Source organism: Trichococcus alkaliphilus (assembly GCF_003008695.1).
GTDB classification, from domain to species: Bacteria; Bacillota; Bacilli; order Lactobacillales; family Aerococcaceae; genus Trichococcus; species Trichococcus alkaliphilus.
In genome coordinates this window covers 30,057-54,604 of sequence record NZ_PXZT01000010.1, presented here as the reverse complement: position 1 = coordinate 54,604, position 24,548 = coordinate 30,057, and the positions used below count along the sequence as shown (strand labels likewise).

At 46.3% G+C, this 24,548-nt stretch carries 25 protein-coding genes; 6 read left to right on the top strand and 19 right to left on the bottom strand.

Annotated elements, in window-relative coordinates:
* Positions 1–75 precede the first annotated feature (75 nt).
* The 14 genes from C7R73_RS09210 to coaA all read right to left on the bottom strand — a co-directional run bounded on the left by C7R73_RS09210 (position 76) and on the right by coaA (position 13,317).
* Complete coding sequence (locus C7R73_RS09210; protein ID WP_106450232.1) at positions 76–1,137, bottom strand: hypothetical protein; 1,062 nt, start codon at positions 1,135–1,137, stop codon at positions 76–78.
* Positions 1,137–1,769 (bottom strand): hypothetical protein, encoded by a 633-nt coding sequence (locus tag C7R73_RS09205; RefSeq protein WP_106450231.1) that lies wholly within the window; start codon positions 1,767–1,769, stop codon positions 1,137–1,139. Before C7R73_RS09205 ends, C7R73_RS09210 begins: the two co-directional genes overlap by 1 nt.
* Complete coding sequence (locus C7R73_RS13740; protein WP_161525915.1) at positions 1,769–1,912, bottom strand: hypothetical protein; 144 nt, start codon at positions 1,910–1,912, stop codon at positions 1,769–1,771. The genes C7R73_RS09205 and C7R73_RS13740 overlap by 1 nt, the downstream gene beginning before the upstream one ends.
* A 149-nt stretch (positions 1,913–2,061) precedes the next feature.
* Positions 2,062–2,982, bottom strand: a complete 921-nt coding sequence (locus C7R73_RS09200; protein ID WP_106450230.1) for a hypothetical protein — start codon at positions 2,980–2,982, stop codon at positions 2,062–2,064.
* 1,262 nt (positions 2,983–4,244) lie between these two features.
* Complete coding sequence (locus tag C7R73_RS09195) at positions 4,245–4,823, bottom strand: recombinase family protein (protein WP_106450229.1); 579 nt, start codon at positions 4,821–4,823, stop codon at positions 4,245–4,247.
* Between the two features lie 651 nt (positions 4,824–5,474).
* A complete protein-coding gene (locus tag C7R73_RS09190) occupies positions 5,475–5,777 on the bottom strand; it encodes a hypothetical protein (RefSeq protein ID WP_106450228.1) in 303 nt (100 codons plus the stop codon).
* Between the two features lie 158 nt (positions 5,778–5,935).
* Positions 5,936–6,484, bottom strand: coding sequence for a hypothetical protein (locus tag C7R73_RS09185; protein WP_106450227.1), 549 nt, complete (start codon positions 6,482–6,484; stop codon positions 5,936–5,938).
* A 144-nt stretch (positions 6,485–6,628) separates the two neighbouring features.
* Positions 6,629–6,931 carry a hypothetical protein gene (locus C7R73_RS09180; protein ID WP_106450226.1) on the bottom strand — a complete coding sequence of 101 codons (303 nt, stop codon included), beginning with the start codon at positions 6,929–6,931 and terminating at the stop codon, positions 6,629–6,631.
* Between the two features lie 21 nt (positions 6,932–6,952).
* A complete protein-coding gene (locus C7R73_RS09175; RefSeq protein WP_106450225.1) occupies positions 6,953–7,864 on the bottom strand; it encodes a hypothetical protein in 912 nt (303 codons plus the stop codon).
* A gap of 231 nt (positions 7,865–8,095) precedes the next feature.
* On the bottom strand, positions 8,096–8,557 hold the full coding sequence (locus tag C7R73_RS09170; RefSeq protein WP_106450224.1) for a hypothetical protein: 462 nt from the start codon (positions 8,555–8,557) through the stop codon (positions 8,096–8,098).
* Positions 8,558–8,793: 236 nt separating this feature from the next.
* Positions 8,794–8,964, bottom strand: a complete 171-nt coding sequence (locus C7R73_RS13735) for a hypothetical protein (RefSeq protein WP_161525914.1) — start codon at positions 8,962–8,964, stop codon at positions 8,794–8,796.
* Positions 8,965–9,673: 709 nt separating this feature from the next.
* Positions 9,674–10,600, bottom strand: coding sequence for a tyrosine-type recombinase/integrase (locus tag C7R73_RS09165; protein WP_106450223.1), 927 nt, complete (start codon positions 10,598–10,600; stop codon positions 9,674–9,676).
* Between the two features lie 218 nt (positions 10,601–10,818).
* Positions 10,819–12,372 (bottom strand): glutamine-hydrolyzing GMP synthase, encoded by a 1,554-nt coding sequence (guaA, locus tag C7R73_RS09160; RefSeq protein ID WP_106450222.1) that lies wholly within the window; start codon positions 12,370–12,372, stop codon positions 10,819–10,821.
* 21 nt (positions 12,373–12,393) lie between these two features.
* On the bottom strand, positions 12,394–13,317 hold the full coding sequence (coaA, locus tag C7R73_RS09155; RefSeq protein ID WP_106450221.1) for a type I pantothenate kinase: 924 nt from the start codon (positions 13,315–13,317) through the stop codon (positions 12,394–12,396).
* A 393-nt stretch (positions 13,318–13,710) separates the two neighbouring features.
* Here coaA and mvk point away from each other — a divergent pair, with 393 nt between their 5' ends.
* From mvk to fni, 4 genes are read left to right on the top strand one after another with little or no spacing between them, the layout of a single operon-like run.
* The gene (gene mvk / locus C7R73_RS09150; protein ID WP_106450220.1) at positions 13,711–14,664 is read left to right on the top strand and encodes a mevalonate kinase; all 954 of its coding nucleotides are present in this window, start codon (positions 13,711–13,713) and stop codon (positions 14,662–14,664) included.
* The gene (mvaD, locus tag C7R73_RS09145; RefSeq protein WP_106450219.1) at positions 14,657–15,664 is read left to right on the top strand and encodes a diphosphomevalonate decarboxylase; all 1,008 of its coding nucleotides are present in this window, start codon (positions 14,657–14,659) and stop codon (positions 15,662–15,664) included. Before mvk ends, mvaD begins: the two co-directional genes overlap by 8 nt.
* A gap of 23 nt (positions 15,665–15,687) precedes the next feature.
* Positions 15,688–16,803: a phosphomevalonate kinase gene (locus C7R73_RS09140; protein WP_106450218.1), complete on the top strand. Its 1,116-nt coding sequence runs from the start codon at positions 15,688–15,690 to the stop codon at positions 16,801–16,803.
* A complete protein-coding gene (gene fni, locus C7R73_RS09135) occupies positions 16,800–17,867 on the top strand; it encodes a type 2 isopentenyl-diphosphate Delta-isomerase (RefSeq protein ID WP_106450217.1) in 1,068 nt (355 codons plus the stop codon). The genes C7R73_RS09140 and fni overlap by 4 nt, the downstream gene beginning before the upstream one ends.
* 372 nt (positions 17,868–18,239) lie before the next feature.
* Here fni and trpX read toward each other — a convergent pair whose 3' ends face one another.
* The 3 genes from trpX to C7R73_RS09120 all read right to left on the bottom strand — a co-directional run bounded on the left by trpX (position 18,240) and on the right by C7R73_RS09120 (position 20,672).
* Positions 18,240–19,265, bottom strand: coding sequence for a tryptophan ABC transporter substrate-binding protein (trpX, locus tag C7R73_RS09130; protein WP_161525913.1), 1,026 nt, complete (start codon positions 19,263–19,265; stop codon positions 18,240–18,242).
* A gap of 386 nt (positions 19,266–19,651) precedes the next feature.
* Positions 19,652–19,975: an AzlD domain-containing protein gene (locus C7R73_RS09125; RefSeq protein WP_106450215.1), complete on the bottom strand. Its 324-nt coding sequence runs from the start codon at positions 19,973–19,975 to the stop codon at positions 19,652–19,654.
* The gene (locus C7R73_RS09120) at positions 19,968–20,672 is read right to left on the bottom strand and encodes an AzlC family ABC transporter permease (RefSeq protein ID WP_106450214.1); all 705 of its coding nucleotides are present in this window, start codon (positions 20,670–20,672) and stop codon (positions 19,968–19,970) included. Before C7R73_RS09120 ends, C7R73_RS09125 begins: the two co-directional genes overlap by 8 nt.
* A 168-nt stretch (positions 20,673–20,840) precedes the next feature.
* Here C7R73_RS09120 and C7R73_RS09115 point away from each other — a divergent pair, with 168 nt between their 5' ends.
* The gene (locus tag C7R73_RS09115) at positions 20,841–21,545 is read left to right on the top strand and encodes an MgtC/SapB family protein (RefSeq protein ID WP_106450213.1); all 705 of its coding nucleotides are present in this window, start codon (positions 20,841–20,843) and stop codon (positions 21,543–21,545) included.
* Between the two features lie 55 nt (positions 21,546–21,600).
* Here the strand turns inward: C7R73_RS09115 and C7R73_RS09110 are convergent, their stop codons facing one another.
* Positions 21,601–22,902 (bottom strand): pyrimidine-nucleoside phosphorylase, encoded by a 1,302-nt coding sequence (locus tag C7R73_RS09110; protein ID WP_106450212.1) that lies wholly within the window; start codon positions 22,900–22,902, stop codon positions 21,601–21,603.
* Between the two features lie 78 nt (positions 22,903–22,980).
* On the bottom strand, positions 22,981–23,658 hold the full coding sequence (gene rpiA, locus C7R73_RS09105) for a ribose-5-phosphate isomerase RpiA (protein WP_106450211.1): 678 nt from the start codon (positions 23,656–23,658) through the stop codon (positions 22,981–22,983).
* A 198-nt stretch (positions 23,659–23,856) separates the two neighbouring features.
* Here rpiA and C7R73_RS09100 point away from each other — a divergent pair, with 198 nt between their 5' ends.
* Positions 23,857–24,537 carry a serine dehydratase beta chain gene (locus C7R73_RS09100; RefSeq protein WP_106450210.1) on the top strand — a complete coding sequence of 227 codons (681 nt, stop codon included), beginning with the start codon at positions 23,857–23,859 and terminating at the stop codon, positions 24,535–24,537.
* The last annotated feature ends 11 nt before the right edge of the window (positions 24,538–24,548 follow it).

Here is a 24,548-nt window from a genome sequence, read left to right as displayed (position 1 = left end):
CGCTATTAACGGCCCCGGTATCTGTCTATGCTGTTGTCTGTCCACTCTGTACTGCTACGCTGTAATGCTGTGCTGTTAATACTGTTTTTTCTTACCTGGGTTATTCAGGGCGTGTATCCACTCGTCTACAGATAGATACGTTGTTAACAGGTCAGCCTTATCGGTAACCCTTTTAACAATATCCTCCCGCTTAAAGGGTGGTAAAGCCTCAGCCTGTGGGGGTTTAGGGTGCTTTTCGTTAAACTCATTCATTACCCGTTCAAGCTCTGATTTAGGTGCTGTGGGGCTTACGTCAAACAAATCTCTTAACATGCTGTCCAGGTCCGGGCCCTGTCCTGGTGTAGGCCTGTGGTAGTCTTTACCCTCAGCATATCTACTGGCTCCTGGGGCCCCGCTTAGCTGTCTTAGTGGGTCCTCTGTATTTAAGTCAGGGTTATTCAGTAAGCGTTCAAGCCTAACAGCGTCAGACATGAGTAACAGGTCCGGGTGTTCGGTTTCGTTATACATTGACATAAAGACTAGGCCAAAATAGGCACACTCCATATAAAACGCCTTATCCTTAAAGATACTCCTGTCCACAAATCGCTGTAAGTTCTGCTCGCTTGCACGGTCCTCACGGTAAAGAGTATCCGATTCACTGAGGTTAAGCCCTAGCTCCCTGGTATTCATATAGCCTGATAAGGTGCTTAAGTTGTTCAGTACCCACCAATGGAGCTTAGTTTTTTTCACTGCGTTACGTTGGATAAGGTCGGTACCACTGAGGCCCGTGAACTCAATTAATAACTTGCGGTCCTGGGTGGTCCCTGTGTCAGACGTTGCCTTTTCGATCAGAATATCAATAAAGGCGTCTAACTGTGAGCCGGTCATTTCTTTTTGTTTAGTACGTCCTAAGGCCTGGCTTAACTCTGCCTCTGCTCTGCTGTGCTCTGCCTCGTACTCCTTACGGTTATCTCCGATATACTTTCTTAAGGTCCTGTCTGATATTCCGACTGCCTCAGCATACTCTTTCTGTACCGCTCCCTCCTGGGCTGACAGTAGCGCAAAAGTCAAGGCGTGAGCTAGAGGCGTTGCCGGGGCCCGCTCCTCCAGTACGTCTGCTATAACCTGTTGCTTACGTTCTTTCTCAGTCATGGCCATTAAATACCGCCCCTTTCTACAACTTGCTTAATGGCCTCCAGTGCCTCGGTATTAACCACACTGCCACGGCCTAAAGTTACCCGCTCACCGTTCTTAGCTGTTACTTGTTTCGTCTGAACATTACCATTCCAAGATTTCCCTAGGACCTCATGCACCGCTAAAGCATGGAATACTTGTACTATGGCCCCATTTACAGGCTGATTAAGCTCTTTAATAGCGGTAAGGTCTGCCCGGACCGTTAGCGGGGTAGTAGTGTTATAGGTTTCTGCGTACAGGGCTCTTAAAGCCTCCATAGCTTTAGCCTCTTGTCGATAAAAGGGAATAGCTAACTGTTCTAAATCAGCCTTAAAACCGTCTTGCATATTCTGCTCAATACGCTCGGCCAGGGTTAACTCCTCAGTTAGTTCTCGCTTTTCAGCCATTAACGCCTTGCCCGCCTCAACCGTTGCCACCTCTGCCAGGGCCTTAGCGATCGCTGTCAACCGTGCTGTAATACGGGCCTTATCACCGTTGTTAACTTTATCTGCTCTTTTCGTCACCGCTTTTTCTAGCTCCTTAAGTACCGCTACCTCTGCCTCAAATACCTCTAGTAATTCCTTACGTTTACCTGTTTCTGTGATTAATTCAGCCATTATTTACCCGCTCCTTTAGTGTTAGTCTTAGTGTTATTTTTTAACGTCTTTAGCGCCTTTTCATGGTCCTTAACGTTCTTTTCCCCTTGCTCCTTAGCTTTGGCCTCAATCTGCTCTTTATGTAATCTGTAGCCCTCTGCCATTTTTTGCACTGCTGTAGGGCCGGTGCTTTTCTCAGTTCCCGGTCCTTTAATACTGATTCCTAGCTCTTTAGCTGTGATGATGGTCTGCTTTGCCGGCTTACGGTAATCAATCTTACTGTATGCCTGTGATAACTTGTCGATACTCTTGATTATTTAGCTCCTTTTTTAGGTGGTTTTCCTACTTTAGCCGTAAATTCTACATAGCTTGCTACGTCAGGTTTTCCGGCCTTTCGATATACAATCAGCGGGTTAACCTTAATAAACTTTTCAGATCCGGCCTGGGACTTGCTAAAGATGTGCATACCGTTAAATTTAGCACCGTTAACGTGACGTTGTAATGTTTTCAAGTCGATACCTAACAGCTCTGCCAGGTCCCCTAGGGCTATCCCTAGCACCTTGTTACCGTCTGATTCCTGGATATTATAAGCTAGTACGTTGGTAGCAATGTTAACGTAAGGAATAACAGCGAATACTAGCCCTAAATCTGAGGCCGTTACCGTTCCCTCTTTAAATGCCTGTTGTACGTTCGATTGCCAAATTTTAGCCTTATCTGTTACCCCGTTACCTGCGCCTGCTCCTCTAAAAAGTAGGGTACTGTCTAACATGTAAGACTTACGTTTCTTGCCGTACTTATCTATAGTAATCTCTGTAAGGACCCCGGCGGTTTTCAGGGCTTTTATAAGCTCGTTTATAGTGTGTTCCCGGTTAATCTTTAGGACTGTCTTAAGGTCCTCCTTGTCCATTGGTACGTTGGCCTGTTCTGATAATTTCAGTACGTTATCGTACCCGGCATAAGTCGTGAGCACGGCATAATAGCCTAGCTGTTTAAACGTTAACTCTGTCATTCCTATTCTCTCCTTTAGATTGTTCATATCTGCAAAGATAAAAGGCTCTTTCTCCTCTTTGGCTGAGGCTACCCGGTCCTCTTTCTGCTTAAACTGTTGGTAGGCCTCTTGCTGTGTCACCGTTCTATAGCTTGCTACCTCGTTGATTATTTCCCCGGTTTCGGTATTAATTACTGCCAAGTTAGAGCGGGTTTTTCCGCTGTTCATATCATTTTTAATATTCATTAAGGCTGTCCTCCTAAAAAATAAGTAACGGCTCTTACCGTTCTTACTGTTATGTGTAACTAAGGGGCCTGTAATGAAAGTACCTTTTAAAAAAAAGTGGAAAAAGTTTAAATATTATTTTGTGAGGGCAGCTAAAAGGCCTTTCTGTTTTACAGCTATTCTGTATTTAGAAAAAAGTTGCTAGCTGTGACATAAAGAGGCATATTCTGCGGGGCTTTCTGGGGATATTCTGAGGCTAAACGGACTAAAGGGGCCGGGGCATTTTTACCCGTTCCCCCTCTTATTGAGGCATCTTAAAGTTGTAGGCAATAAAACATAGGACATAAACCGTCATAAATAGGCCCAAACACAGGACATAAACCGTCATAGTCTAAAAACGCTGTAACCCTTGAGGCTGTGAGGATGAGGCTACTTTTACCCGTGAGAACCCTTCTTATTCTTCAGGATCCTACGGCTTTACTGTTATTTACTGCTGTAACTGCTCTACCCCGTTAAAAGATATAGGGATCGCCTACGGCTCTCCCTGGGGCTACCGCCCCCACCTCCTTACAAAATAAACTGTATAGATTCCCTTTTATTTAGAACGTCCTGGGCCCTGGTTACTGTTTTAAGGGGTTAGCCCCTGGTACAGGTAACGTTATAGAAAAGGTTAAACTCTCGTTATTATTTTAGGATAGGGGCCGTTAGGCCGGGACCGCTAGGGACCTATATAGCTCTTTAAACAGTTATACAGTTAGTCGCTGTAGTGATTAACCCCAGTTTCTCTAACACTTTGTAGCAGATATTTATACAGGGTAAACAGTTAGGGATCCGGTAGGGGCTGTTTAGGGGCTGTAATGCTGTTAGGGACCTTGTAAATACAGCTAAGATACCCGTAAATCTTTCCAGGGCTAGCTGTTAAGGGCTGTAAAATACCCGTTTACACTCAGGAAGCCTCGCCTGTGGCTGTCCCCTCCTGTGCCCTGATATTGCGTAACTTCCAGGCAATAAAACGCTATACTTCCTGGCCTATAAGGGTTTCTAGCCTGTCCGGGCTGTACTCCTGAGCCATTCCTGTAAGGTGCTGTAACGGACTGTAACGGCTTTTACTCTGTTAACATGTAAATACCTTAAGCTGTTGTTAGGCGGGCTGTAAGGTTTATTTAGGGGCTGTTCCAGGGGTTAAGGTGTTACTGTATGGATCCGGTTAAGGCTGTAAAACTGCATTAAAAAAGAGGGCTGTAATAAGCCCCCTGGTGTACGTTATTCTGTTAGGCAAGCTGTTAGCTCTGTCCCTGTAATGCCCGGTACTCTCTGTAAATAGTAGCCCGGCTTATCTGTGTAGCCTCTGCAATATCGTTAACGCTCATTTTATTAGTATCACGGTTAGCCATTAAATCTAAGGCAAGCTGTAAGCTCTTATTATCCTTAGTGTACTTTTTAGGCATCCCCTTGTATACGCCCCTTGCTTTGGCCTCTGCTATGCCCTCTCTCTGCCTCTCTAGTATCATTTCCCGCTCCCATTCCCCTACAGATAACAGGATATTTCTTATAAGTTTAGAGGTAGGGCTGTTGTCGAATACGCCCATATTAAGCACGTTTAGGGTTATTCCCTTATCGTTTAGGCTGTCTATAAGCTGTATGCCCTGGGTAACGTTACGGGCTATACGGTCCATTTTAGTAATTATTAACGTATCTCCGGGCTGTAGCTGATTAAGTAGCTTATTTAGCCCGGCCCGGTCCGTATTCTTACCGCTTGCTTTCTCTGAGATAATCTTTTCAGCTCCGGCTCCCTTTAGGGCTTTCTTTTGTATGGTAAGGTCCTGGCCTACTGTCGATACCCTCGCATATCCGTATAACATAATATTTACCCCTTTTCCCCGTTTATTCTTGATACACTCACCCGATACATTCATAACCCCAGTATAAAGCCATTCCGCTATTGTGTCAAGAGAGTATACCTCAATGATACACAGATACAATTATACAGCTTGGCCCCGGCTACTCCCTGGGGTTAGGGTCTTGCTACCTGGCTGTGGCAGTCGTACCTGGCCCCCTGGTTATGTGTAGTTATTGCTATGCTGTAGGTACGTTAGCTAACTGATACAGACAGGCCAGGATAGCCCTTAAACGAAAAAAACAGCCATATACAGCTAGTTAACGTTTAGTTAATGTGATACCGTTGTAAATAAAAAAACTCTGTGAGCCCCTTGTATTTAATTTTTCTGTGACAGGCTGAGGCGGGACCCTATGGCACGGGGTAAGGGGTAGCTGTGCGGTGTAGCTTAGCTGTGCGGATCTGCGGGAACCGGAGGCATGGTTTTAGGCAGTCTATAAACCGTTACCTTACAGCGTTACCCCTTACCCTTACAGATCCCTACAGCCTCCTAACAATTCCCCCTATCAGGTCGTAACTAAAAGCAATTACAGCAAAACTGATAGTAATTTTTTGGCGCCGAAAAATGGAAAACAGGCGGAATGAGAACCTTTAAAAAAATTTACAATTCCTAAATTTATAAAATTATCAACACTATGATGAACAATACTACTAAAAGACAACCACATCCCATCATACTGTTCCCTAAACTGTTCATGGCATCCCCTGCCTTTTCCATTTGTGCTCCTGATTTTTCCATTTTTTTACCGGCTTGATATAGTTTACTGTTCGCCCTTTGGGATTCAAGTTTGTAAAAAATATTTTTAACGCCTTCATCATCATACATAAATCCGCATTTAGGGCATTCCTTAGTGTTAAAAGTTAAATAAATCTGTTTATTACAATTAGGACAAGTAATCTTTATTCTCTCATTTTCCATCGTTAAATAGACCTCCTTCAGTTTTCCGCTTTTGAGATTTTCAAATCAAGGAACGAGCACCTCTCTTGTTTTCATTATGTTTTTACACTTTTAAAAATAATAAGGCTCACCTGCCTTTTGGGGGGTCAGATAAGCCATTCATACTGTAAATGCTTTTTTTATTGGTACGCTTCAAATTCTTCAAATAAATCTTGGTTGTATACTAAAAACAGACTAACCGTCCCTCGGAAGCCCATCGCTCGAGCCACTTCTTCCTCGGCCTGGACTAGGTGAACCCCCATACCGTGATAAGTGATGAAATAATGTCTTCTGTCATAGCTATTGTAATACCCTTCAGGGTCTGCTAATATCCTTTCAAAATCAGCAGATTCCGGAAAGTTGATTTCTTCTAAGATTAATTCAGCTTCTTCTACTGGGATGCCTCTAAAATATATTTCATCAATTCCAACATCTTCATCATCAGGATAAATGAAAATTTCATCATTCACTTTGTATACCTTACGATAGTTGCCGTACTCCTTCTCGGTTTCTTCCACTACATTGCCATCCGTCTCAAACGTGTCTTGAAGGTAAGTAATCGTTTCTTCCACGCTGTCTTTATTGATAGATATTGCTACCTCTTTAACAGGACTAACCGTTTCTGCTTCTGTGTTGCTGGTACAAGCGGTTAAAAATAACAATGGAATGACGAATAGTAACTTTTTCATATCTAAAACATCCTTCATTATCTTATTATCTTATTTTTTTGGGGTAATGTGCTACGAACAAGGCGCATATAAAAGCTAGTTTATTCGGAACAAACTACACTATTAATTTACTGTAGTTTTACAGATACCTCTGATTACACCAGGTTATCTTACGTAATTACTCTTTATGTATTCCTTTTGATCTTCTGTAAGCTCCTGTCCCGCTCTCAGTGTTAGGAAAATATCCCTTTCAATATCGTTAGGCGCTGTAATTTCCGATACATTTTCATATCTGACTGTTTGAGCGTCCCTAGCAAATAGCGGGATAACGGGATCTAAAATTTTCCGCCTACTTAACAGTACGTTATCTCCTCTGTATATGCTTTGCCGTTTATCCCTGTCTGAACTCATATCATCAAGGATAAACGTAAACCCGTTAGTGGATGTAATTTTCTTTAAGTCCAACATGTACCGCCTCCCATATTTAACTTACAGCATTCTCAAGAAATCTTCTTCAATTAATATTTCAATTTCTTGACCATCTGCCAATCTTTTTTGAACATCTGTTATCTTGTTACTCCCTTTTTTATTTTTTTTCTGCTCTCCCATAATTAGAAAGTTAGTTAGTTTAGTAATTTGTTCCTCTCTGATTCCTCCAGCTTTTTCAAATAACTCAAACGCATGATTTCGGGAACCAATATTTAACTTACCCGTTATTACTGCGTGCTTACGATAGAAAGGGTGCTCCTCATTAAAATAACTAGGGTCCAAACTATCTACTAAATTCACATGCTCTTTGCTGCTAAAATATTGTGATTTCTCGAAAGGTATACGTTCAAAGCCCCTGACCATACCTAGTTTTTTGTAATTAGCCTTTTTATATAAGTCAGATAAATCTGTCGCCGAATTTTTGTAAATCAGTTCCATAATTATTTTACCCGACGCTTCAGCATGTGAGAGGGCATTATACTCAGTTAAATCTATGTTAAATTCTTTACATAGACTTCTTAAGCCATAATCTATACTACTGTGCAATGCTTTAGTGAGAGCGCATGAACAAAAATACTCAATGTAAAAATCACTAATATCATATTTCTTGTTGCAATTCTGAATAGCTCCAAAGGAAAAAGGGGCATAATGGGAAACAACTGGTAATCCATCTATAAATGTAATAACATCTTTCGTAATATTCGAATACAAAGGCTTTTCTTTTACCAAATCACTAGTTATCTTATGCATACTCTGATAAAAGCCGTCAAATTCTTCCTCCGGATTAACTAAGGTTGTGTATCTGTCTACAATTTTGCCGTTAATAAACTTTGCTAGACCTATAGCGCAAATACTTGTACTACTGTGGTTAGCTGTTTGAATATTTAAAGCTACAAAGTTAACACCCTCCATTTTTCCCCATCTCCCTAACTGTTATTAGTGCCTATTGGACTCCAGTAAAGAATACACATTATTTCTATACCTTATTATACATCTAAATAAATTTTGTGGTATATATATAATAATATTATGTAGTTACATTTACTTTTTCCTAAATAAATCTAATCCCTGTCACCAAAGAAAAAAGAAGCCCTAGGAATTAACCCAAGACCTCCGATATATACGTTATTTAGTTATTACAATTTATAAAAGCCCGTACTCCTCTAGAGTAGCCTTTTGCTCCTCAACTGTATGGCCTTCACTAATCCCTATAGCCAATAGTTCTCTAAAAAGTAGGTTATATTCCGGTTTATACTTATGGATAAAATTCTCAAGACTCACCTTACATGAAATGATACCAGGTAAAGCCCACACATCTATTACTATGGTCCCCTCACTGTCCAAAATAGTTTCCCATACAGCGTTCTCTCGTATCTCATAATAGCAAAGATTAGCACGTAGGTAGCTATAAATATCCTCTGTAATATCAGCATAAATATAGCCATTATTTCCTTGTCCAACAGCTATTAGCCCGCAATAGCCTTCCATCTCTTCCCTTAACAGTTTTAAATCGTCTAGCTCAATAAAGTAGTCTCCATCTTGAATGCCGTCATTGTACTTAATAATAATTGTGTCATAGTCATAAATCTCATCACTGTTAATCATTTTAAATGTCCCCTTTATTTTATATTATTTTATCCTTACACTTATTTATTAAGAATGTGTTCCCCCTACTGTGACAGATTTAGTATAAAATTTTGTAAAAACTAAGGACCCAGATAAGGATCCTCTACAAAGTGGGTAGTCTACCTTTATAGATTCCGGTTGAAAATGTTAATGAGATAAAAATTTGTACCACGGTGTATCTCTGTTTATTAAGGACTTATTTAATACTCAATCCCCTATGCAACTGTCTCAGGAGCTACAAGCCCGGTCTCTATCTGCTGGATCAAACTATCTATAACTCTATCTGTTTCCCCCTGATAACAATCATCCACCTTGTCCCCCAGGAACAGTAAGGTACTTATCAAATATTCCTTGTTTACAATTATCATAATCTTATTTTGTGCCATTCTAAATGCTCCTCCTTATACTTAAACTGTGCCTGTGTTAATTATTTATGCTGTGGGTTACGGTCCGGCTTGCCGGGCTATGGGCAGAATACGCCCTAGAAAAGAACGTCACTCTTTCCGGTATGGTATAGAATGTAAGCCCGTTTTTACGTCTTTATCTGCTCCTCAGACAACCCTTTACCGGCGTATCTCTGCATTTCGTTCTGCGGTTGAGACTTTAAGAGTACCGCTCCCGTGTTTTGTGTAACGGGCTTTGTATCCGGCTTAATGGTTAACGGGCCCGCCAAAAACAGACAAGCCTGCCTCACTGTTTAGGGAATAGTTCCCAGGGCCGTGCTCGCCCCCTTGCTTTTGGTGTTCTGTACGCAAAGTAACCCGGCTCTTTTACTAGGGTTAGTACAATGGCTGAGCCGTGCCTGGTTTATACCGTCCTCGCCCGGTAACTAACATTTCTCCGGGATAGACGTTAGGACAGAATAAAAGCGCCTATACTGCTCCTGATAGATACACTCAGATAACAGTACAAGCGCTGAACCCTCTTTTAGGGGTATTCTGCCTTGAAAAATAACCGCTACACTGCTAAAATTACTGATATAGCTCTGTAGCCGTTCTGTCTGATACTGTGTTTATCAGGCCGTTACTAAGGTGTTCCACCACCTGGTAATAACGGTTATAGGGCTCTTTTTGTGCCCCTATATTCTGTTGTAACTTACTGTTTAAGACTTTGTAGGGGGCTAGTTTTAACCCCGTGCTTAACGATAATCTCGTCATCCAGGCCCTTTAGGTAGGTGGCCGTTATTGACGTATCATAGTGCCCCAATAGCCGTGAAAGACTGTAAATATCAATCCCGTTTCTTAGTTGCTTTTGTGCAAAGTAATGTCTGCAATCATGCGGGCAACACCTTACGCCTGCCCTTACTCCCACGTTCTTACCGTGCTCTTTTAACATTTGGTTAATGCGGGTACGTGTAACTTTCTTGCCTGACTGCGTTAAAAAGTAATAATCCTCTAGCTCCTCCGGATCCCAATTAGAAAAGCGTTTCTCCTTAGCAAACTTGTATTTGTTCATCTGACGTTTAACTCTGGGGCTGATATACATAAGCCTCTGCTTGCTCCCCTTGCCTCTGACAAGTAGCCCGTTGCGGTTAATGTCTCCGGGCTTTATCCCGATCAATTCCGATACCCTCAAACCACAGTCGAAAAGTAGCATCAGCATTAACATATCCCGGATATTGCTATACGTCCGGCCCTCACAGTCCTTAAGCATGGCCCTTACTTCCCTGTCGTTAAACGTTCTTATTACAGTCTTTTCCTCTTTCAGATTCTTTATAAACCGTGTAGGGTTATCATCACGGCTTATATACTCCTCCTCCACTAGGAACGTGTATAAAGACTTAACCCGAGAAATATTGCCGTTTATTGTAATGTTTTTAAGGCGTCCGGACTGTTGCCAGTATCTAATTAACTGTTTAATATGCGCTGATTTAATGGCCTCTATCGTTTTTATCTCGTACTGCTTAAATAAGAACGTTTCAAACTCCTCTAGGGTATACGTGCAAAGTCCTATATATCTTTCAGCCCGGCTTAATATCTCCTGATTTAGCGTAAAATCCTCTATAGCATCCCGGATAAGCATAAAAAAGCACCCTCCTAACCTGTTCCATTTAAGGAAATTCAAGTTAAAAGGGTGCTTAAAAGCACTAGCTTATTAAATTTGATATAACGGTAATAACGGTACGCCTAAAATCAGGTAAATAGTATAAGGTAAAAACGGCTAAATAGCTGTATTAATACCTACAATAGCCTGATATATCAACGTTTCTAACGGTAATAACTACCGGAAAATGCTCCGGCCTATTCCCACTCGATGGTCGATGGTGGCTTGCTCGTAATGTCGTACACTATGCGGTTGACGTGCTTCACTTCATTTACGATGCGTCGGGAAATTTTGTCCAACACTTCGTAAGGGATGCGAGCCCAGTCGGACGTCATGCCATCGATGGATGTCACGGCGCGGATACCGATTGTGTAGTCATACGTACGGCCGTCGCCCATTACGCCTACGCTGCGGAAGCCTGGCAGGACTGTAAAGTATTGCCATACATCGCGGTCCAAACCAGCATTCGCGATTTCTTCGCGCAGGATGTAGTCTGATTCGCGGACGATCTCCAATTTTTCTTCGGTGATTTCGCCGATGACACGGATACCCAAACCAGGGCCTGGGAATGGTTGGCGCCAAACGATGCTGTCAGGCATACCAAGTTGTGTTCCCAATTCGCGGACTTCATCTTTGAACAATGTGTTCAATGGTTCGATCAATTTGAATTGCATATCTTCAGGCAGTCCACCTACGTTGTGGTGGGACTTGATTGTTTGGGCAGTCTCTGTTCCACTTTCGATCACGTCGGTGTAAAGCGTTCCTTGCGCCAAGAAGTCGATGCCTTGCAATTTCGTAGCTTCATCGTCGAAGACGTAAACGAATTCGTTACCGATGATTTTACGTTTTTGTTCCGGATCGCTGACGCCTGCCAGTTTGTCCATGAAACGTTTTTTCGCATCAACGCGGATGATGTTCAAGCCGAATTTGCCTACAAGGCTTTCCATAACTTGATCGCCTTCGCCTTTGCGCAAAAGGCCGTGGTCAACAAATATACAAGTCAATTGAGAGCCGATCGCTTTGTGAAGCAACACGCCGACTACGCTTGAATCAACCCCGCCGGACAGTCCCAACAAGACTTTTTTGTCGCCAACAGTTTCTCTGATTTTTTTGGTTTCGATTTCGATGAAGTTAGCGATAGACCAGTTGCCTGAGCAGCCGCAGACTTCGAAGGCGAAGTTCTTCAGCATTTCGTTGCCGTGTACAGAGTGCTGTACTTCCGGATGGAATTGGACGCCGTAGAATTTTTCTGCTGTATTGGCGAAGGCTGCAACGGGACAGTTGTCGTTTGTCGCAGTCACTTTGAAGCCAGCAGGGATTTCAGTGATTTTGTCGCCATGGCTCATCCAGACAGTCTCGATGTCGGAAAGGCCTTTGAACATTGGCGTATCCAAATCAAGGATTTCGATGTCGGAACGTCCGTATTCCCTTTCATCAGCTGGAATGACTTTTCCGCCGAAATGGTCGGTCATCAATTGCATGCCGTAGCAAATGCCCAATACAGGGATGCCCAAAGCGAAAATGGCCGGATCGACTTTGAAAGCATCGTCTTCATAGACGCTGTTCGGGCCGCCGGAGAAAATGACACCTTTGACGTTCCCCATCGCTTTGATATCTTCAGCAGTTGTGCGGTGTGAAACCAACTCTGAGAATACGCCGAATTCACGGATGCGTCGTGTAATCAATTGGTTATATTGACTGCCGAAATCCAGTACGACGATTTTTTCCAACTCGGTAAATTGCTCTATCATCTAATAATCTCTCCAATTTCCTTAATATTTTTTTATGTACAATTCATCAATAAAGTGATTAGTTGTTTTGTGAATCACTAAATTTGCCCGTGTGATCGTGGGATAGATATACTCCCGAAGGTTTTTGAGGTTGACCCTTTTCCAGACGCCTCTGGCCATCTCGATGGCATCCTCGCGTTTGCCGATTGCATAGTTGTAATAATAATTGTCCGGTTGATCGATTGCCAAGTCCATCAGCATTTCGAAACGTTCGATGTACCATTTTTCGATCATCTCTTCCTCGGCATCCACATAGATGGAAAAGTCAAAGAAGTCGCTGACGTAAATCTGTTGATTGCTCGGCAACTGCAACACATTGATCCCTTCCACGATCAGAATATCCGGATGATTCACTTCCTCATAATCGCCAGGGACAATATCATAGATGCGGTGGGAATATACCGGAAACCGGACATTCGGCTTGCCTGTCTTCACATCCAACAGGAATTGCACCAAATTTTCCATATCGTAACTTTCCGGGAATCCTTTACGATCCATGATGTTGCGTTCCCTCAATATCCGGTTCGGATACAGGAAACCATCCGTCGTCATCAATTCGACGGCTTTTGTCGGATAAGCCCGCTTCAAAAGATTCTGCAGTACACGTGCTGTCGTACTTTTACCTACTGCGACACTACCCGTTACGCCAATGATGAGCGGAGACGGTTCATAGGATCTGCCAAGAAATCTGCTTTTATCCCGCTGAAGATTCCGGTACTGCTGCAAGTAAATATCGAACATATGCACCAACGGCACATAGACATCCTTAACATCTTCCAATGAAAGCCTATCATTCAATGATGTCAATTCCCTCAGTTCCTCTTCCGTGATTGTCGGAATGGAATCTTGATGAAAAGTTTGCCATTCTTCACGATGGATTTCGTAGTAGTTTCTATCTTCTATCATAGCTTTTCCCTTCTGGAAATAATCAAACTTTTGGTAATTGTATCACACTTTTCTGAAAATTTAACCCCCATGAAATACGAACATTAAATTTTAATTGAAACCTAATCTTTGCATTCTGCGGTGGGATAGCTTTTTAAGTTTCCGTAAAATCCCAAAGATTTGATTTACTTTGCATTTTTGCTCCGATACAATGAAAATGATGAAAGAAAATAGCGAAAAATATGTGCTGAATTTGCCAAATTTTATTTAAAAAAGAATTTTAAAAGCGAATGATCCCGCGAAATCATGCCGATTTGCAAAATCCATGTACAGCAAGCATAATAGAAGACGCGTAAGAATCAGCGACAGTACTACTTTTCCGCTTGGTTCATAACCAGTAAAGGACGATCCTATATGATAAAAACACGTTGCTCAACCGGCAAGTCGCACGGCAAAATCATCCTGATGGGTGAACATGCTGTCGTTCACGGGGAGCCATCCATTGCACTGCCCTTCCCGGCAGTCGAAATGACCGCTACCGTATGCGAAGCGGAAGGTCCCTTGACCATTGACTGCTCATATTATAACGGCATCGCTGCAGAAATGCCTGAAATCCTGGAAAGCATGCGGACAGCCATCCAATCCGCATTGGCCGAACTGCAGGTTTCGGGCGATAACTTGGCGATTTCGCTCGCGAGCACCATCCCGGCCGAAAGAGGCATGGGTTCCAGTGCGGCCGTTTCGGTGGCCTTGACCCGCGCCCTTTTCGCCTACTTCGATAAGCCGTTGGACCAAGCGACCTTGCTCCGGCTCGTCAACATATCCGAGATGGTCGCACACGGAAACCCTAGCGGTCTGGATGCCGCTACGGCAAGCGGTGACGAACCGCTCTTTTACATTAAAGGCCAGCCTTTCGAAGCTTTTCCTTTGAACCTGAAGGCTTACATGATTGTCGGTGATACCGGCGTGACCGGGCAAACGAAGGAAGCAGTAGCCAGTATCGCCACAAAACTGAACGGAGAAAATCCGCAACCATACCGCGACGCCATCACCCGTTTGGGCAGTTTTGCTCAAACGGCGAAGGCAGCCATCGAGGCAAATGACCCGCAGCAATTGGGGCAATTGATGAACCAAGCCCATGAAGTGTTGTCTTTTCTGGAAGTATCCAGCCCTGATCTGGACAGGCTCGTATCAGCGGCCCGGTCTGCAGGAGCGCTGGGCGCCAAATTGACAGGTGGCGGACGCGGCGGTTGCATGATCGCATTGGCCGGTACCCGCTCCGAAGCGGAAGAAGTGGAAGAATCTATACGCCAAGCCGGGGCAATCCGGACTTGGATCTATCAAATGGGAGGAACTGAAGATGCCTAAGAAAGCTCATGTCCGAGCGCATACCAACATCGCGCTGATCAAATATTGGGGGAAGCGGGACGAAACCTACTTTTTGCCTATGAACAGCAGCCTTTCCATGACCTTGGATAAACTCTACACGGATACGATGGTCGTCTTCGATGAAGCCCTCCCGCAGGATTCTTTCTATCTGAATGGCGAGAAACAAGGCGAAAAAGAGACACAAAAAATCTCCAAATTTCTCGATCTGTTCCGCGCAGAAAAAAAGACAGCCATGCACGCACGCGTGGAAAGCATCAACCATGTCCCTACCGCAGCCGGTCTGGCATCCTCAGCCTCCGCCTTCGCTGCTTTGGCGGGAGCTGCCAACTTGGCTTTGGGTCTTGATTTGGATCCGCAGCGATTGTCGACTTTCGCAAGACGCGGCAGCGGCAGTGCGACGCGCAGCATCTACGGCGGTTTTGTGGAATGGGATATGGGGACTTGTTCCGAAGATTCCTTCGCGATACCCGTCGACGATGCCAACTGGGATATCGGTATGGTCATCGTGGCCGTCAACCAGAAAGCGAAAGAAGTCTCCAGCCGCATCGGCATGAAACGCACGGTCGAGACTTCGCCCTTCTATCCGGCTTGGGTGGAATCGGCGAAAAAAGATATACTGGACATCAAAGCAGCCATCGCTGCAAAAGATTTCATCCGCTTGGGCGAAATCACCGAAGCGAACGGCATGAAAATGCACGGAACCATGTTGGGTGCGGAACCGCCTTTTTCCTATTGGGAACCGGACAGCATCGTCGCCATCAAGACCGCCCAGGCTTTGCGCAAACAAGGCATCCCTTGTTATGTCACGATGGATGCCGGTCCGAATGTGAAGGTGCTGTGCCGCCTTTCGCAAGCCGAAACGATAAAGGAAGCGTTGTTGGAACATTTCACAGAGGATAAATTGATCATCACCAAGCCCGGCAAGGGAATCCGGGAGTTGACTGCAGCCGAACGCGCTGTCTACAATTGGAACGACTAACAGGAACAGAGAGGGTTGAATTCATGACTGTAACAGAAGCAAGTGCTCCTGGTAAATTGTTCATCGCTGGAGAATATGCGGTAGTGACGCCTGGCCACCCGTCGATTTTGGTCGCCCTGGATCAGTTCATTACAGCATCTTTGGAAGAAGCCGATACGACCGGGACGATCCGGTCGGCGCAGTATGGCGGTTTGCCGATTCCTTGGACCCGCGAAGAGGATCAGTTGGTCATCGACCAGCGCGAAAATCCTTTCCTCTACATTACCGAGGCGGTCAAGGTGACGGAACGCTACATCAAAGAATCCGGGATACCGTTATCCTATTTCCATCTGTCCGTGAAGAGCGAGTTGGACAACGCCAGCGGGAAAAAATACGGACTGGGATCGAGCGGTGCGGTGACGGTCGCGACGATCAAAGCTCTGCTGAAATTTTATGCGATCGATCCGGAATTCGAATTGGTCTACAAGCTGGCTGCTTTGGCGCATCTGTCCGTCAAAAGCAACGGTTCCTTCGGCGACATTGCCGCGAGCACCTACGGCGGCTGGATAGCTTATGCCTGTTTCGACAGGGAATGGGTAATGAAACAAGCAGCCGAGCTGACGCTCACCGAGTTGTTGGAATCAGCCTGGCCGCAATTGATGATCCGGCCTTTGACACCACCAGCCAATCTGCGTTTGGTGATCGGCTGGACCGGCTCGCCGGCTTCGACCACCCATCTTGTCGACCGCGTCAACGATGTCCGTGGAGGCATCGACGATTTTTACAAAACATTCCTGGAAGCCAGCAAAAAGTGCGTGAACGCTATGATAGCAGCTTTTGAACAGGGCAATCTGCAAGCGATTCAGGCAGGCATCCGTGAGAACCGCTTGCTGCTGAAACAATTGACGGCGCACACCGGTGTCGTCATTGAGACACCCCCATTGACGCAATTATGCGATTTGGCCGAAAATAATCTGGGTGCGGCAAAATCATCCGGTGCCGGCGGCGGAGACTGCGGCATCGTCATCATCGACAGGCAATCTGGCATCATCCCCTTGATTTCGGAGTGGGAAAAAGTCGGGATCATGAACTTGCCGCTGCACGTCTTCAGCTACGTTAGAAGTGCAGCAGCCATCGAATGGAAAGGAGCATCCGAATGACGCTTGATTCAAACAGAAAAGACCAGCACGTCGATTTGGCCGAAAAACAGTATGAGCCAGCCGATCTTTCCGATTTCGGGAAGATGCGCTTTGTGCATCACTCTTTGCCCAATCTGAAAGTTGCGGATATTTCGCTTCAGACGGATATCGCCGGAATGAGTCTGGATGCCCCCTTCTACATCAACGGCATGACCGGCGGCAGCGAGCGGACCAAACAGATCAATGCCGATCTTGCGATGGTCGCAAAAATGACCGGCTTGGCGATGGCCTCCGGTTCCGTCAGCGCGGCGTTGAAGGATCCCAGTGTGAGCGACAGCTTTTCGATCATCCGCAAAGTGAACCCGAACGGCTTGGTAATGGCGAATATCGGCGCCCACCATTCCCTTGAGAATGCCAAACGCGCTGTTGCGATTCTGGAAGCTGATGCTTTGCAGATACACATCAACGCGCCGCAGGAAATGATCATGCCGGAAGGCGACCGCGATTTCACGATGTGGCTGCGCCAGATCGAAGAGATCACCGCGCATGTCGGCGTCCCCGTCATCGTGAAGGAAGTCGGCTTCGGCATGAGCCGGGAAACGATCCAGCAATTGATCGCTGTCGGCGTCGGGACGATCGATGTCTCCGGAAAAGGTGGCACGAACTTTGCGGCAATCGAAAACGCAAGACGGACCGTAATAGCCTACGATGATTTGGAGAACTGGGGCCAATCGACGTTGATCTCTTTGCTTGAAGCCGATGTTCATCGCGGCAAAGCGGAGTTCCTGGCATCCGGCGGCATCAAAACACCGTTGGACATCGTCAAGGCTTTGAGTTTGGGCGCAAAGGCTGCCGGTCTTTCCGGCCAGTTTCTGCATATGGTCCTGAGCGATGGACCGGAAAAGACGGCCGAGACGGTCGAAGCCTGGAAGGAACAGATCACGACGGTCATGGCAATGCTCGGAAAAACTTCGGTTGCCGATCTGGTTCGAACGGATCTTATTTTCCAACGGGATATCCTCGACTGGTGCGACATGCGCGGGATCGATTTCCGTCAGTACGCCAATCGTTCAACACAAAGTTGAATATAATACAAACGCGTCAGCGAACGGTAGAATGATACCGGCCGCTGGCGCGTTTTTTGTTTGGTGGGTGTGGCAGGTTTGGGGTTACGGATGAACAACCGACAAATCATCGCTTCGTCGGCTGTTCGGGGAAACACTTGATACGTTCAGTCAACGCATTTGATATGTCTTGACTGTTCGCGACAACGCTTGATACGTTCAGTCAACACATTCGGTATGTCTCGGCTGTTCACACCAACACATAATCCGTTCAACCGACATATCCTCATTGTTCTTGTTCCGCATCCGGTAACCTCAGCGACCACCTAACTAACGCCACGCCAAAAAAAGAGGCCCATACGCAGTTGGATGAGCCTCTTCCATAAATGACTATTATTCAGCCAATTCCACAAACACCGCATCGGCCTTGACTTCTTCCGGAATCGTCAAGCCCAGTTCGTCCACTTTGGCTTGGTTGATGTAAACGGAATTCTCTTTGACCAGTTGGACCGGATAAGTCGCCGGATCCGCGCCCTTCAGGATGTCGACCGCGATTTGGCCGATCTGCGTACCCATGCCGTATTGGCTTGGCGCGAAAGTCGCAACGCCGCCGTCTTTCACCATCGTGTCAGCCGCCGGGAAAACCGGGATGCCGAACGCATCGGCCGCATCCACCAAGGTTGCCATTCCGCTCGCGATGACATTATCATTCGGTACATAGATCGCGTCGACCTCTTTTGCAAGACTTTCCGCCGCTTGGGCGATGTCGTTCGAAGTAGTGATTGTTCTCGTAACGACTTCAAATCCGAGATCCGCTGCCGCCTGCTCGGCGCGTTGGCCGGAGATGATCGCATTGTCTTCGGCAGTTGTGTACATGACGCCGATTGTTGTGGCATCCGGCAGGAATTGCTTGATCAATGCCATCTGTTCGTTGGATGGTGTCCGGTTCGACAGCCCCGTCGCATTGCTGCCTGGAGCCTCCAAGGATTCAACCAGGCCAGCACCGACTGGATCCTGGACCGCACCAAGGATCACCGGAATCTCATCGGAGGCGTTCTTCAGCGCTTGCGCGGCAGGCGTCGCAACCCCGATCATGATGTCCGCGTCATGGCTGACGAAGCTTTCGGCGATCGACTTCATGTTCGCCTGGTCCCCCTGCGCATTCTGGAAATCGATGGTGGCATTCTCGCCGTCGACATAGCCGGCCGCCGCCAACTCATCCAGGATGCCTTCCGTGATCTGATCCAAAGCCGGATGCGTCGTCAGCTGCAGAATGCCGATATAGACTTTTTCCTGTTCGCTTTCATTTGTAGCTGCCGAAGAATCACTTTCCGACGCTGTATTTCCGCAAGCGGCCAGTAACCCGATAACCAATATCGAACTCATTCGTAACATGTTTCTCATCCCATTTTTCATCATCAAAACTCCTCCATTTTTTGAAATTTGATTCTTCGTAAACATCCCAATCTGGATCGGCAACGCATTTTTGGATACAAAAACACCGCAGAGACCCTAATAGTCTTTGCGGTGATGGTTTCCTGAATAAGTAAAAGAAGGAAATATCCGCATAGACGCTAATCCAGACTGAATCTGAGGTTGCATCTATGGACAGTCCTGTCACACGATCAACCTACACTATGCGGCTTTGCCAGCTTTTTCCGTTCATTGCTGTAACACGCGTGATCGTTTGCATTCGACTGCCTCCTTTTCCCTTGGGTATGCATTCATCATAATCAACAAACAAAAGCATGTCAACAGAATAATGAAAATTTGATGGCGAAAACATTAAAAATAAGCGAGAGTAATCAAAGTGCCCAAACCATCAGACTGATGCCCACGATGCCGACGATGACGGAAAGGATCATATTTTTCGAATAATAAGCCACCACTGCAGTCACAAGCGACGGCAACAGTTTGGCGTTTTCCAATATATTCAAGGAAACATTGCCTTCCCAGAAAAAGATATCCGAAGCGATCAATGCCGAAAAGATGGAAACCGGCAGGAAGCTCATCCATTTCTGGAACCAGATCGGAATCCGCGCGTTCTTCAAGGCAACGATAGGGAGCCATCTGGGCAGAAAAGTCACCAAACCCCCACCCAAAATGAGCCATAATGCTTTATCATCCACGCAAAATCCCCTCCTTTTCGTCTTTCTTGTTCTGCAGATAGAGCCCGAATCCGGAAGCCAAGATCGAAGTCAGGACGATGGCGATATTATGATGCAGCAGACTCATCAGCACGACCGCCGTGATACCGGAAAATACTGCCGTCCAGAACACGATGCGGTTCTCGATTTGGGAAATGAGCAGGAAAATGAACATCGCAATGAGGATGTAGTTCATCACAACCGGCGACAAAGCGATGCTCTTACCGGCCATCGCGCCTATTCCCGTGCTCAAAATCCAGGTCGTGTAGGCCGTGACATTCGCAGCCATTGCTTTCGTTGGATTCCACATGCCATCGGTTTTGAAATACAGCGTGTTGACGGCGAACGATTCATCGGTGATCGTCTGCGCAAAGAATATGCTGAAAGCTGTGTTCTTCTCGCGGATTCTGTGGGCCAGACTGGAACTCATCAAGAGATGCCTCAGATTGATGAAAAAAATCATGATCACCATTTCCAGCAAACCTGCCCCGGCCACAGTCATCGACGCAATCATGAACTGCGAAGCTCCCCCATAGATGATCAGGCTCATCAGCATGACCGCCAGCCAATGATAACCGGCTTGCTGCAACAGGACCCCACAGGCCAACCCCATCGGAATGTAGCCGAAACAAACCGGATAGATGGCTTTCATTCCAGCCAGCCACTCTTTTTTCGACATATTGCCCCTCCTCTAATCAAAAAATAATGTTATGTTCCATTTTATCATAAGCTGGCGGAAGAAACGGCGTGATTCTGCATATTTTCAGAAAATCGTCATTTCCTTTTACAGAATACAGCCGATGCTTTAAAATAGAAGAAATGCTCTATTTTGAAAGGGGGGACTGCTGTGTATTCCATCAGCACATTGGAAATAACGATGCGCTTGCTTGCGGCGGTTTTTGTCGGTGGCATCATCGGCTATGAACGCGAAGAGAATCGTCAAGCAGCGGGTCTGCGTACGAACATTATCGTTTCCGTTTCAGCTTGCCTCATCACTTTGATTCAGCTCGAAATCGCTTTTTACAGTCTGAACTTGGCTATTGCGAATCCGGATATCGCATCCAGCATCACGGTCGACTTTACCCGCATCATCGCCCAGATCGTCAGCGGCATCGGGTTCCTCGGCGCCGGCACAATCCTCATCACCAAACGGGATACGGTCACCGGCCTGACATCGGCAGCAACGATTTGGACGGTCGCCGGTCTCGGGATTGCCGTCGGGATGGGCTATTATTTCCTATCTTTCATCGGCTGTCTGATTCTTTATGTCGTTCTGCATATCATCAAAAAACTCAGGACTTCCATAGGCGGGCTGCATGTGGAGATCCATTACAGACACCAGGATCTGAAAAAGGCGATCGAATTGTTCCTTTCCGAAAACAACATCGAGACTTCGGACATGAAGTTTCTGATCGAGAATCCGGAGAGCGAGCACCCGAACTACATCGTCATCTACGGGATCGGTTTACCGCATTACTACAAGAAAAAAGATCTGGTGAACGATCTGATGAACATGAGCAAGGACATCACGAACGTAACTTTCGACCAATGAGAAAAGCATCCGAGCCGCTCACGATTAAATGTGTGCGGCTCGGATGCTTTTGTTTTCAGTCTGTGATGATGCTGTGGATCAGGGTGATTTCTTTTTGTTCTTCGCCGATGGAATAGGCTTCCTGGATCAGCCTTTCGGCCTGGGCAAAATCTGCTTTGTTGGCGAACATCCTGACGATTGCTTCGCCCTTTTGGACCGGGTCGCCGACTTTCTTCAGGATATTCAGTCCGGCCGCCAGATCGATCGTGCTTTCTTTCGTGGCGCGCCCGGCACCAAGCAACATCGCAGCTACGCCGATGTCATCTGCAATGATTTCCGTCACATACCCGGATGCTTCAGCCAAAACTTCCTGTTGGCGCGAGGCTTGCGGCATCAATGAATAATCATCCACGACTGCCGGATTTCCTCCTTGGGAAGCAACGAAAACCTTGAATTTCTCCAATGCTTTGCCGTTGCGGAGGTTCTCTGTTACCAGTTCGCGGGCTTCGGCCAAATCAGCCGCTTTTCCGCCCAGATAGACCATCTGGCTTCCCAATTCGATGCAGAGCGCCTCCAAGTCTTTAGGCCCGTTGCCCTTCAACGTTTCAATCGCCACTTCAACTTCCAAGGCGTTCCCGACCGCCACACCCAAAGGCTGGCTCATGTCGGAAATGATCGCCATCGTTTTGCGGCCGGCCAGATTGCCGATTTTGACCATCGCATGGGCAAGTGCTCGCGCATCTTCTTCCGTCTTCATGAACGCACCGGCTCCGGTTTTCACATCGAGCACGATAGCATCCGCACCGGCTGCGATTTTTTTGCACATGATCGAACTTGCGATCAGCGGCAATGAGTTCACGGTTCCGGTCACATCCCGTAAGGCATACAATTTCTTGTCCGCCGGGCAGAGATTGCCGGATTGTCCGATGACGGCGACTTTATTTTCGTTCACGATGGATGCGAAGGTCTCTTCGTCGATTTCCACATGGAAGCCGGGGATCGATTCCAGTTTATCCAGCGTGCCGCCTGTATGCCCCAGTCCGCGTCCGCTCATTTTCGCTACCGGCACGCCGCAGCTGGCAACCAATGGCGCGAGCACAAGAGTCGTCGTGTCGCCGACGCCGCCGGTTGAATGTTTGTCGACCTTGATTCCCGCGATGGCGGAAAGATCGATTTGATCGCCGGATTCAGCCATGGCCATCGTCAATTCCATCCGTTCCTCATCGGTCATGTCCTGAAAAAAGACGGCCATCGCCCAGGCGCTCATCTGATAATCAGGAATCGACCCGTCCGTGTAGCCGTTAATTATGAAACGGATCTCTTCTTTCGTCAATGCTTTGCCTTCTTGTTTCTTGATAATTAAATCTACCATTCTCATAGGCTTTCCCTCCATTTGAATCTGACTTTTCGAATATCAAGCACAGCGCAAAACGTTTTTGTGCATTTTAGTTGAAGCTTATCTTTTCGCTTCGATCACTTTCACGCCGTCTTTTGTACCGACCAAAACGGTATCCACACAGTCAAGGAACAAACCATGTTCCACTACACCGGTCAGGTGGATCAGGTCCTCGGCAAGTGCCTTCGGATCCAAAATTTCACCCAGATGCAGATCGATGATGTTGTTCTTTTCATCAGTCAAATAATATTCCCCGTTTGCCGTCTTGCGGAATTCCGGATTATAGCCTTTTTCATTGAATTTATTGAACAGTTGGATCGATCCGTAGCAGACGACTTCCACTGGCAGCGGGAATGCACCCAGATGTTTCACCATTTTGCTTTCATCGACGATCCAGATGACTTTTTTGGAATTGTCGGCAACGATTTTCTCGAACAACAAGGCTCCGCCGCCGCCTTTGATCCCTTGGAAATCTTCGCTGATTTCATCGGCTCCGTCCACAGTGATGTCGATGCAAGTCACTTCATCCACACTCTTTAACGGAATCCCTAACGACTCAGCCAATTCCTTCGTTTGGATCGAAGTCGTCACCCCAGTGATCTTCAATCCTTCCTCGTTCACACGTCTACCGATTTCCTTCACAAAATAATAGGCAGTCGAGCCTGTTCCCAGACCTACTGTCATACCGTCTTTGATGTATTCTGCAGCTTTTAATCCAACCAGTTCTTTTAGTTCCATATTCTCACGCGTTCCTTTCAGGATGATGAAGTCATTATATCATACGGAAAGGAAGCGTTTCTATGTTTGGCAGCGGATACTCCGTTAAAAAGCCATTAGAATCCGCTAAAAAAGCAAGTATGCCACCTGTCATTCCGGCAGCCATTTCGCTATAATGAGAGGCAAGCTTTCATGAACCAATAAGGAAAGGAGATCGTCATGAGTCACACATTCAGAAGCATTTTCGATATCATCGGCCCGGTGATGGTCGGCCCTTCCAGCTCGCATACTGCAGGCGCTCTCGCATTGGGGAAAGCGGCGGCGCAGCTGTTCGAGGTGAAGCCGAAAAAGGTCACGATCCATTACTACGAATCGTTCGCGGATACCCATCTCGGGCACGGCACCGATTTTGCGATCCTTGGCGGAATACTCGGTTTTGCAGCGGACGATCCGATGATTCCGCAATCCCTGAAAATGGCCGAATCCCAAAAGATAGCCGTGACATTCATCGAAGAAATCGGCGACTCCCCCGTCGGCCACCCGAACACAGCCACGATGGTGTTGGAACGGGACAAGAAAAAAATATCCGTCACGGGCAGTTCCATTGGGGGCGGTTCGATTGTTCTGAACCAAGTCGACATCGACAACTTCTCGATGCGGTTGGATGCGCATTTGCCTATCTATTTTATCCATCAGAATACGCTCCAATACCATCTTTACAGCGAAGCGGAATGGCAGAATTATTTCGCATTCAAAGGCTATCCCCTGAATGATATCCGCATTTTCAGGGAAAGTGATACCGAATGGGTCGTCCTCTATCTGGATACGGTCCCCACGAAAGAAATGATCTACGAAATCAACGAGCTGCCTTTCATCGAAAAGGCGATACTGATCAGTTAGGAAAGAAGGAA

What these genes read in the sequence shown, in the direction of transcription:
- C7R73_RS09210 (WP_106450232.1), bottom strand. Translation starts at nt 1,137, where the DNA reads ATGGCCATGACTGAGAAAGAACGTAAGCAACAGGTTATAGCAGACGTA.
- C7R73_RS09205 (WP_106450231.1), bottom strand. Translation starts at nt 1,769, where the DNA reads ATGGCTGAATTAATCACAGAAACAGGTAAACGTAAGGAATTACTAGAG.
- C7R73_RS13740 (WP_161525915.1), bottom strand. Translation starts at nt 1,912, where the DNA reads ATGGCAGAGGGCTACAGATTACATAAAGAGCAGATTGAGGCCAAAGCT.
- C7R73_RS09200 (WP_106450230.1), bottom strand. Translation starts at nt 2,982, where the DNA reads ATGAATATTAAAAATGATATGAACAGCGGAAAAACCCGCTCTAACTTG.
- C7R73_RS09195 (WP_106450229.1), bottom strand. Translation starts at nt 4,823, where the DNA reads ATGTTATACGGATATGCGAGGGTATCGACAGTAGGCCAGGACCTTACC.
- C7R73_RS09190 (WP_106450228.1), bottom strand. Translation starts at nt 5,777, where the DNA reads ATGGAAAATGAGAGAATAAAGATTACTTGTCCTAATTGTAATAAACAG.
- C7R73_RS09185 (WP_106450227.1), bottom strand. Translation starts at nt 6,484, where the DNA reads ATGAAAAAGTTACTATTCGTCATTCCATTGTTATTTTTAACCGCTTGT.
- C7R73_RS09180 (WP_106450226.1), bottom strand. Translation starts at nt 6,931, where the DNA reads ATGTTGGACTTAAAGAAAATTACATCCACTAACGGGTTTACGTTTATC.
- C7R73_RS09175 (WP_106450225.1), bottom strand. Translation starts at nt 7,864, where the DNA reads ATGGAGGGTGTTAACTTTGTAGCTTTAAATATTCAAACAGCTAACCAC.
- C7R73_RS09170 (WP_106450224.1), bottom strand. Translation starts at nt 8,557, where the DNA reads ATGATTAACAGTGATGAGATTTATGACTATGACACAATTATTATTAAG.
- C7R73_RS13735 (WP_161525914.1), bottom strand. Translation starts at nt 8,964, where the DNA reads ATGGCACAAAATAAGATTATGATAATTGTAAACAAGGAATATTTGATA.
- C7R73_RS09165 (WP_106450223.1), bottom strand. Translation starts at nt 10,600, where the DNA reads ATGCTTATCCGGGATGCTATAGAGGATTTTACGCTAAATCAGGAGATA.
- guaA (WP_106450222.1), bottom strand. Translation starts at nt 12,372, where the DNA reads ATGATAGAGCAATTTACCGAGTTGGAAAAAATCGTCGTACTGGATTTC.
- coaA (WP_106450221.1), bottom strand. Translation starts at nt 13,317, where the DNA reads ATGATAGAAGATAGAAACTACTACGAAATCCATCGTGAAGAATGGCAA.
- mvk (WP_106450220.1), top strand. Translation starts at nt 13,711, where the DNA reads ATGATAAAAACACGTTGCTCAACCGGCAAGTCGCACGGCAAAATCATC.
- mvaD (WP_106450219.1), top strand. Translation starts at nt 14,657, where the DNA reads ATGCCTAAGAAAGCTCATGTCCGAGCGCATACCAACATCGCGCTGATC.
- C7R73_RS09140 (WP_106450218.1), top strand. Translation starts at nt 15,688, where the DNA reads ATGACTGTAACAGAAGCAAGTGCTCCTGGTAAATTGTTCATCGCTGGA.
- fni (WP_106450217.1), top strand. Translation starts at nt 16,800, where the DNA reads ATGACGCTTGATTCAAACAGAAAAGACCAGCACGTCGATTTGGCCGAA.
- trpX (WP_161525913.1), bottom strand. Translation starts at nt 19,265, where the DNA reads ATGATGAAAAATGGGATGAGAAACATGTTACGAATGAGTTCGATATTG.
- C7R73_RS09120 (WP_106450214.1), bottom strand. Translation starts at nt 20,672, where the DNA reads ATGTCGAAAAAAGAGTGGCTGGCTGGAATGAAAGCCATCTATCCGGTT.
- C7R73_RS09110 (WP_106450212.1), bottom strand. Translation starts at nt 22,902, where the DNA reads ATGAGAATGGTAGATTTAATTATCAAGAAACAAGAAGGCAAAGCATTG.
- rpiA (WP_106450211.1), bottom strand. Translation starts at nt 23,658, where the DNA reads ATGGAACTAAAAGAACTGGTTGGATTAAAAGCTGCAGAATACATCAAA.
- C7R73_RS09100 (WP_106450210.1), top strand. Translation starts at nt 23,857, where the DNA reads ATGAGTCACACATTCAGAAGCATTTTCGATATCATCGGCCCGGTGATG.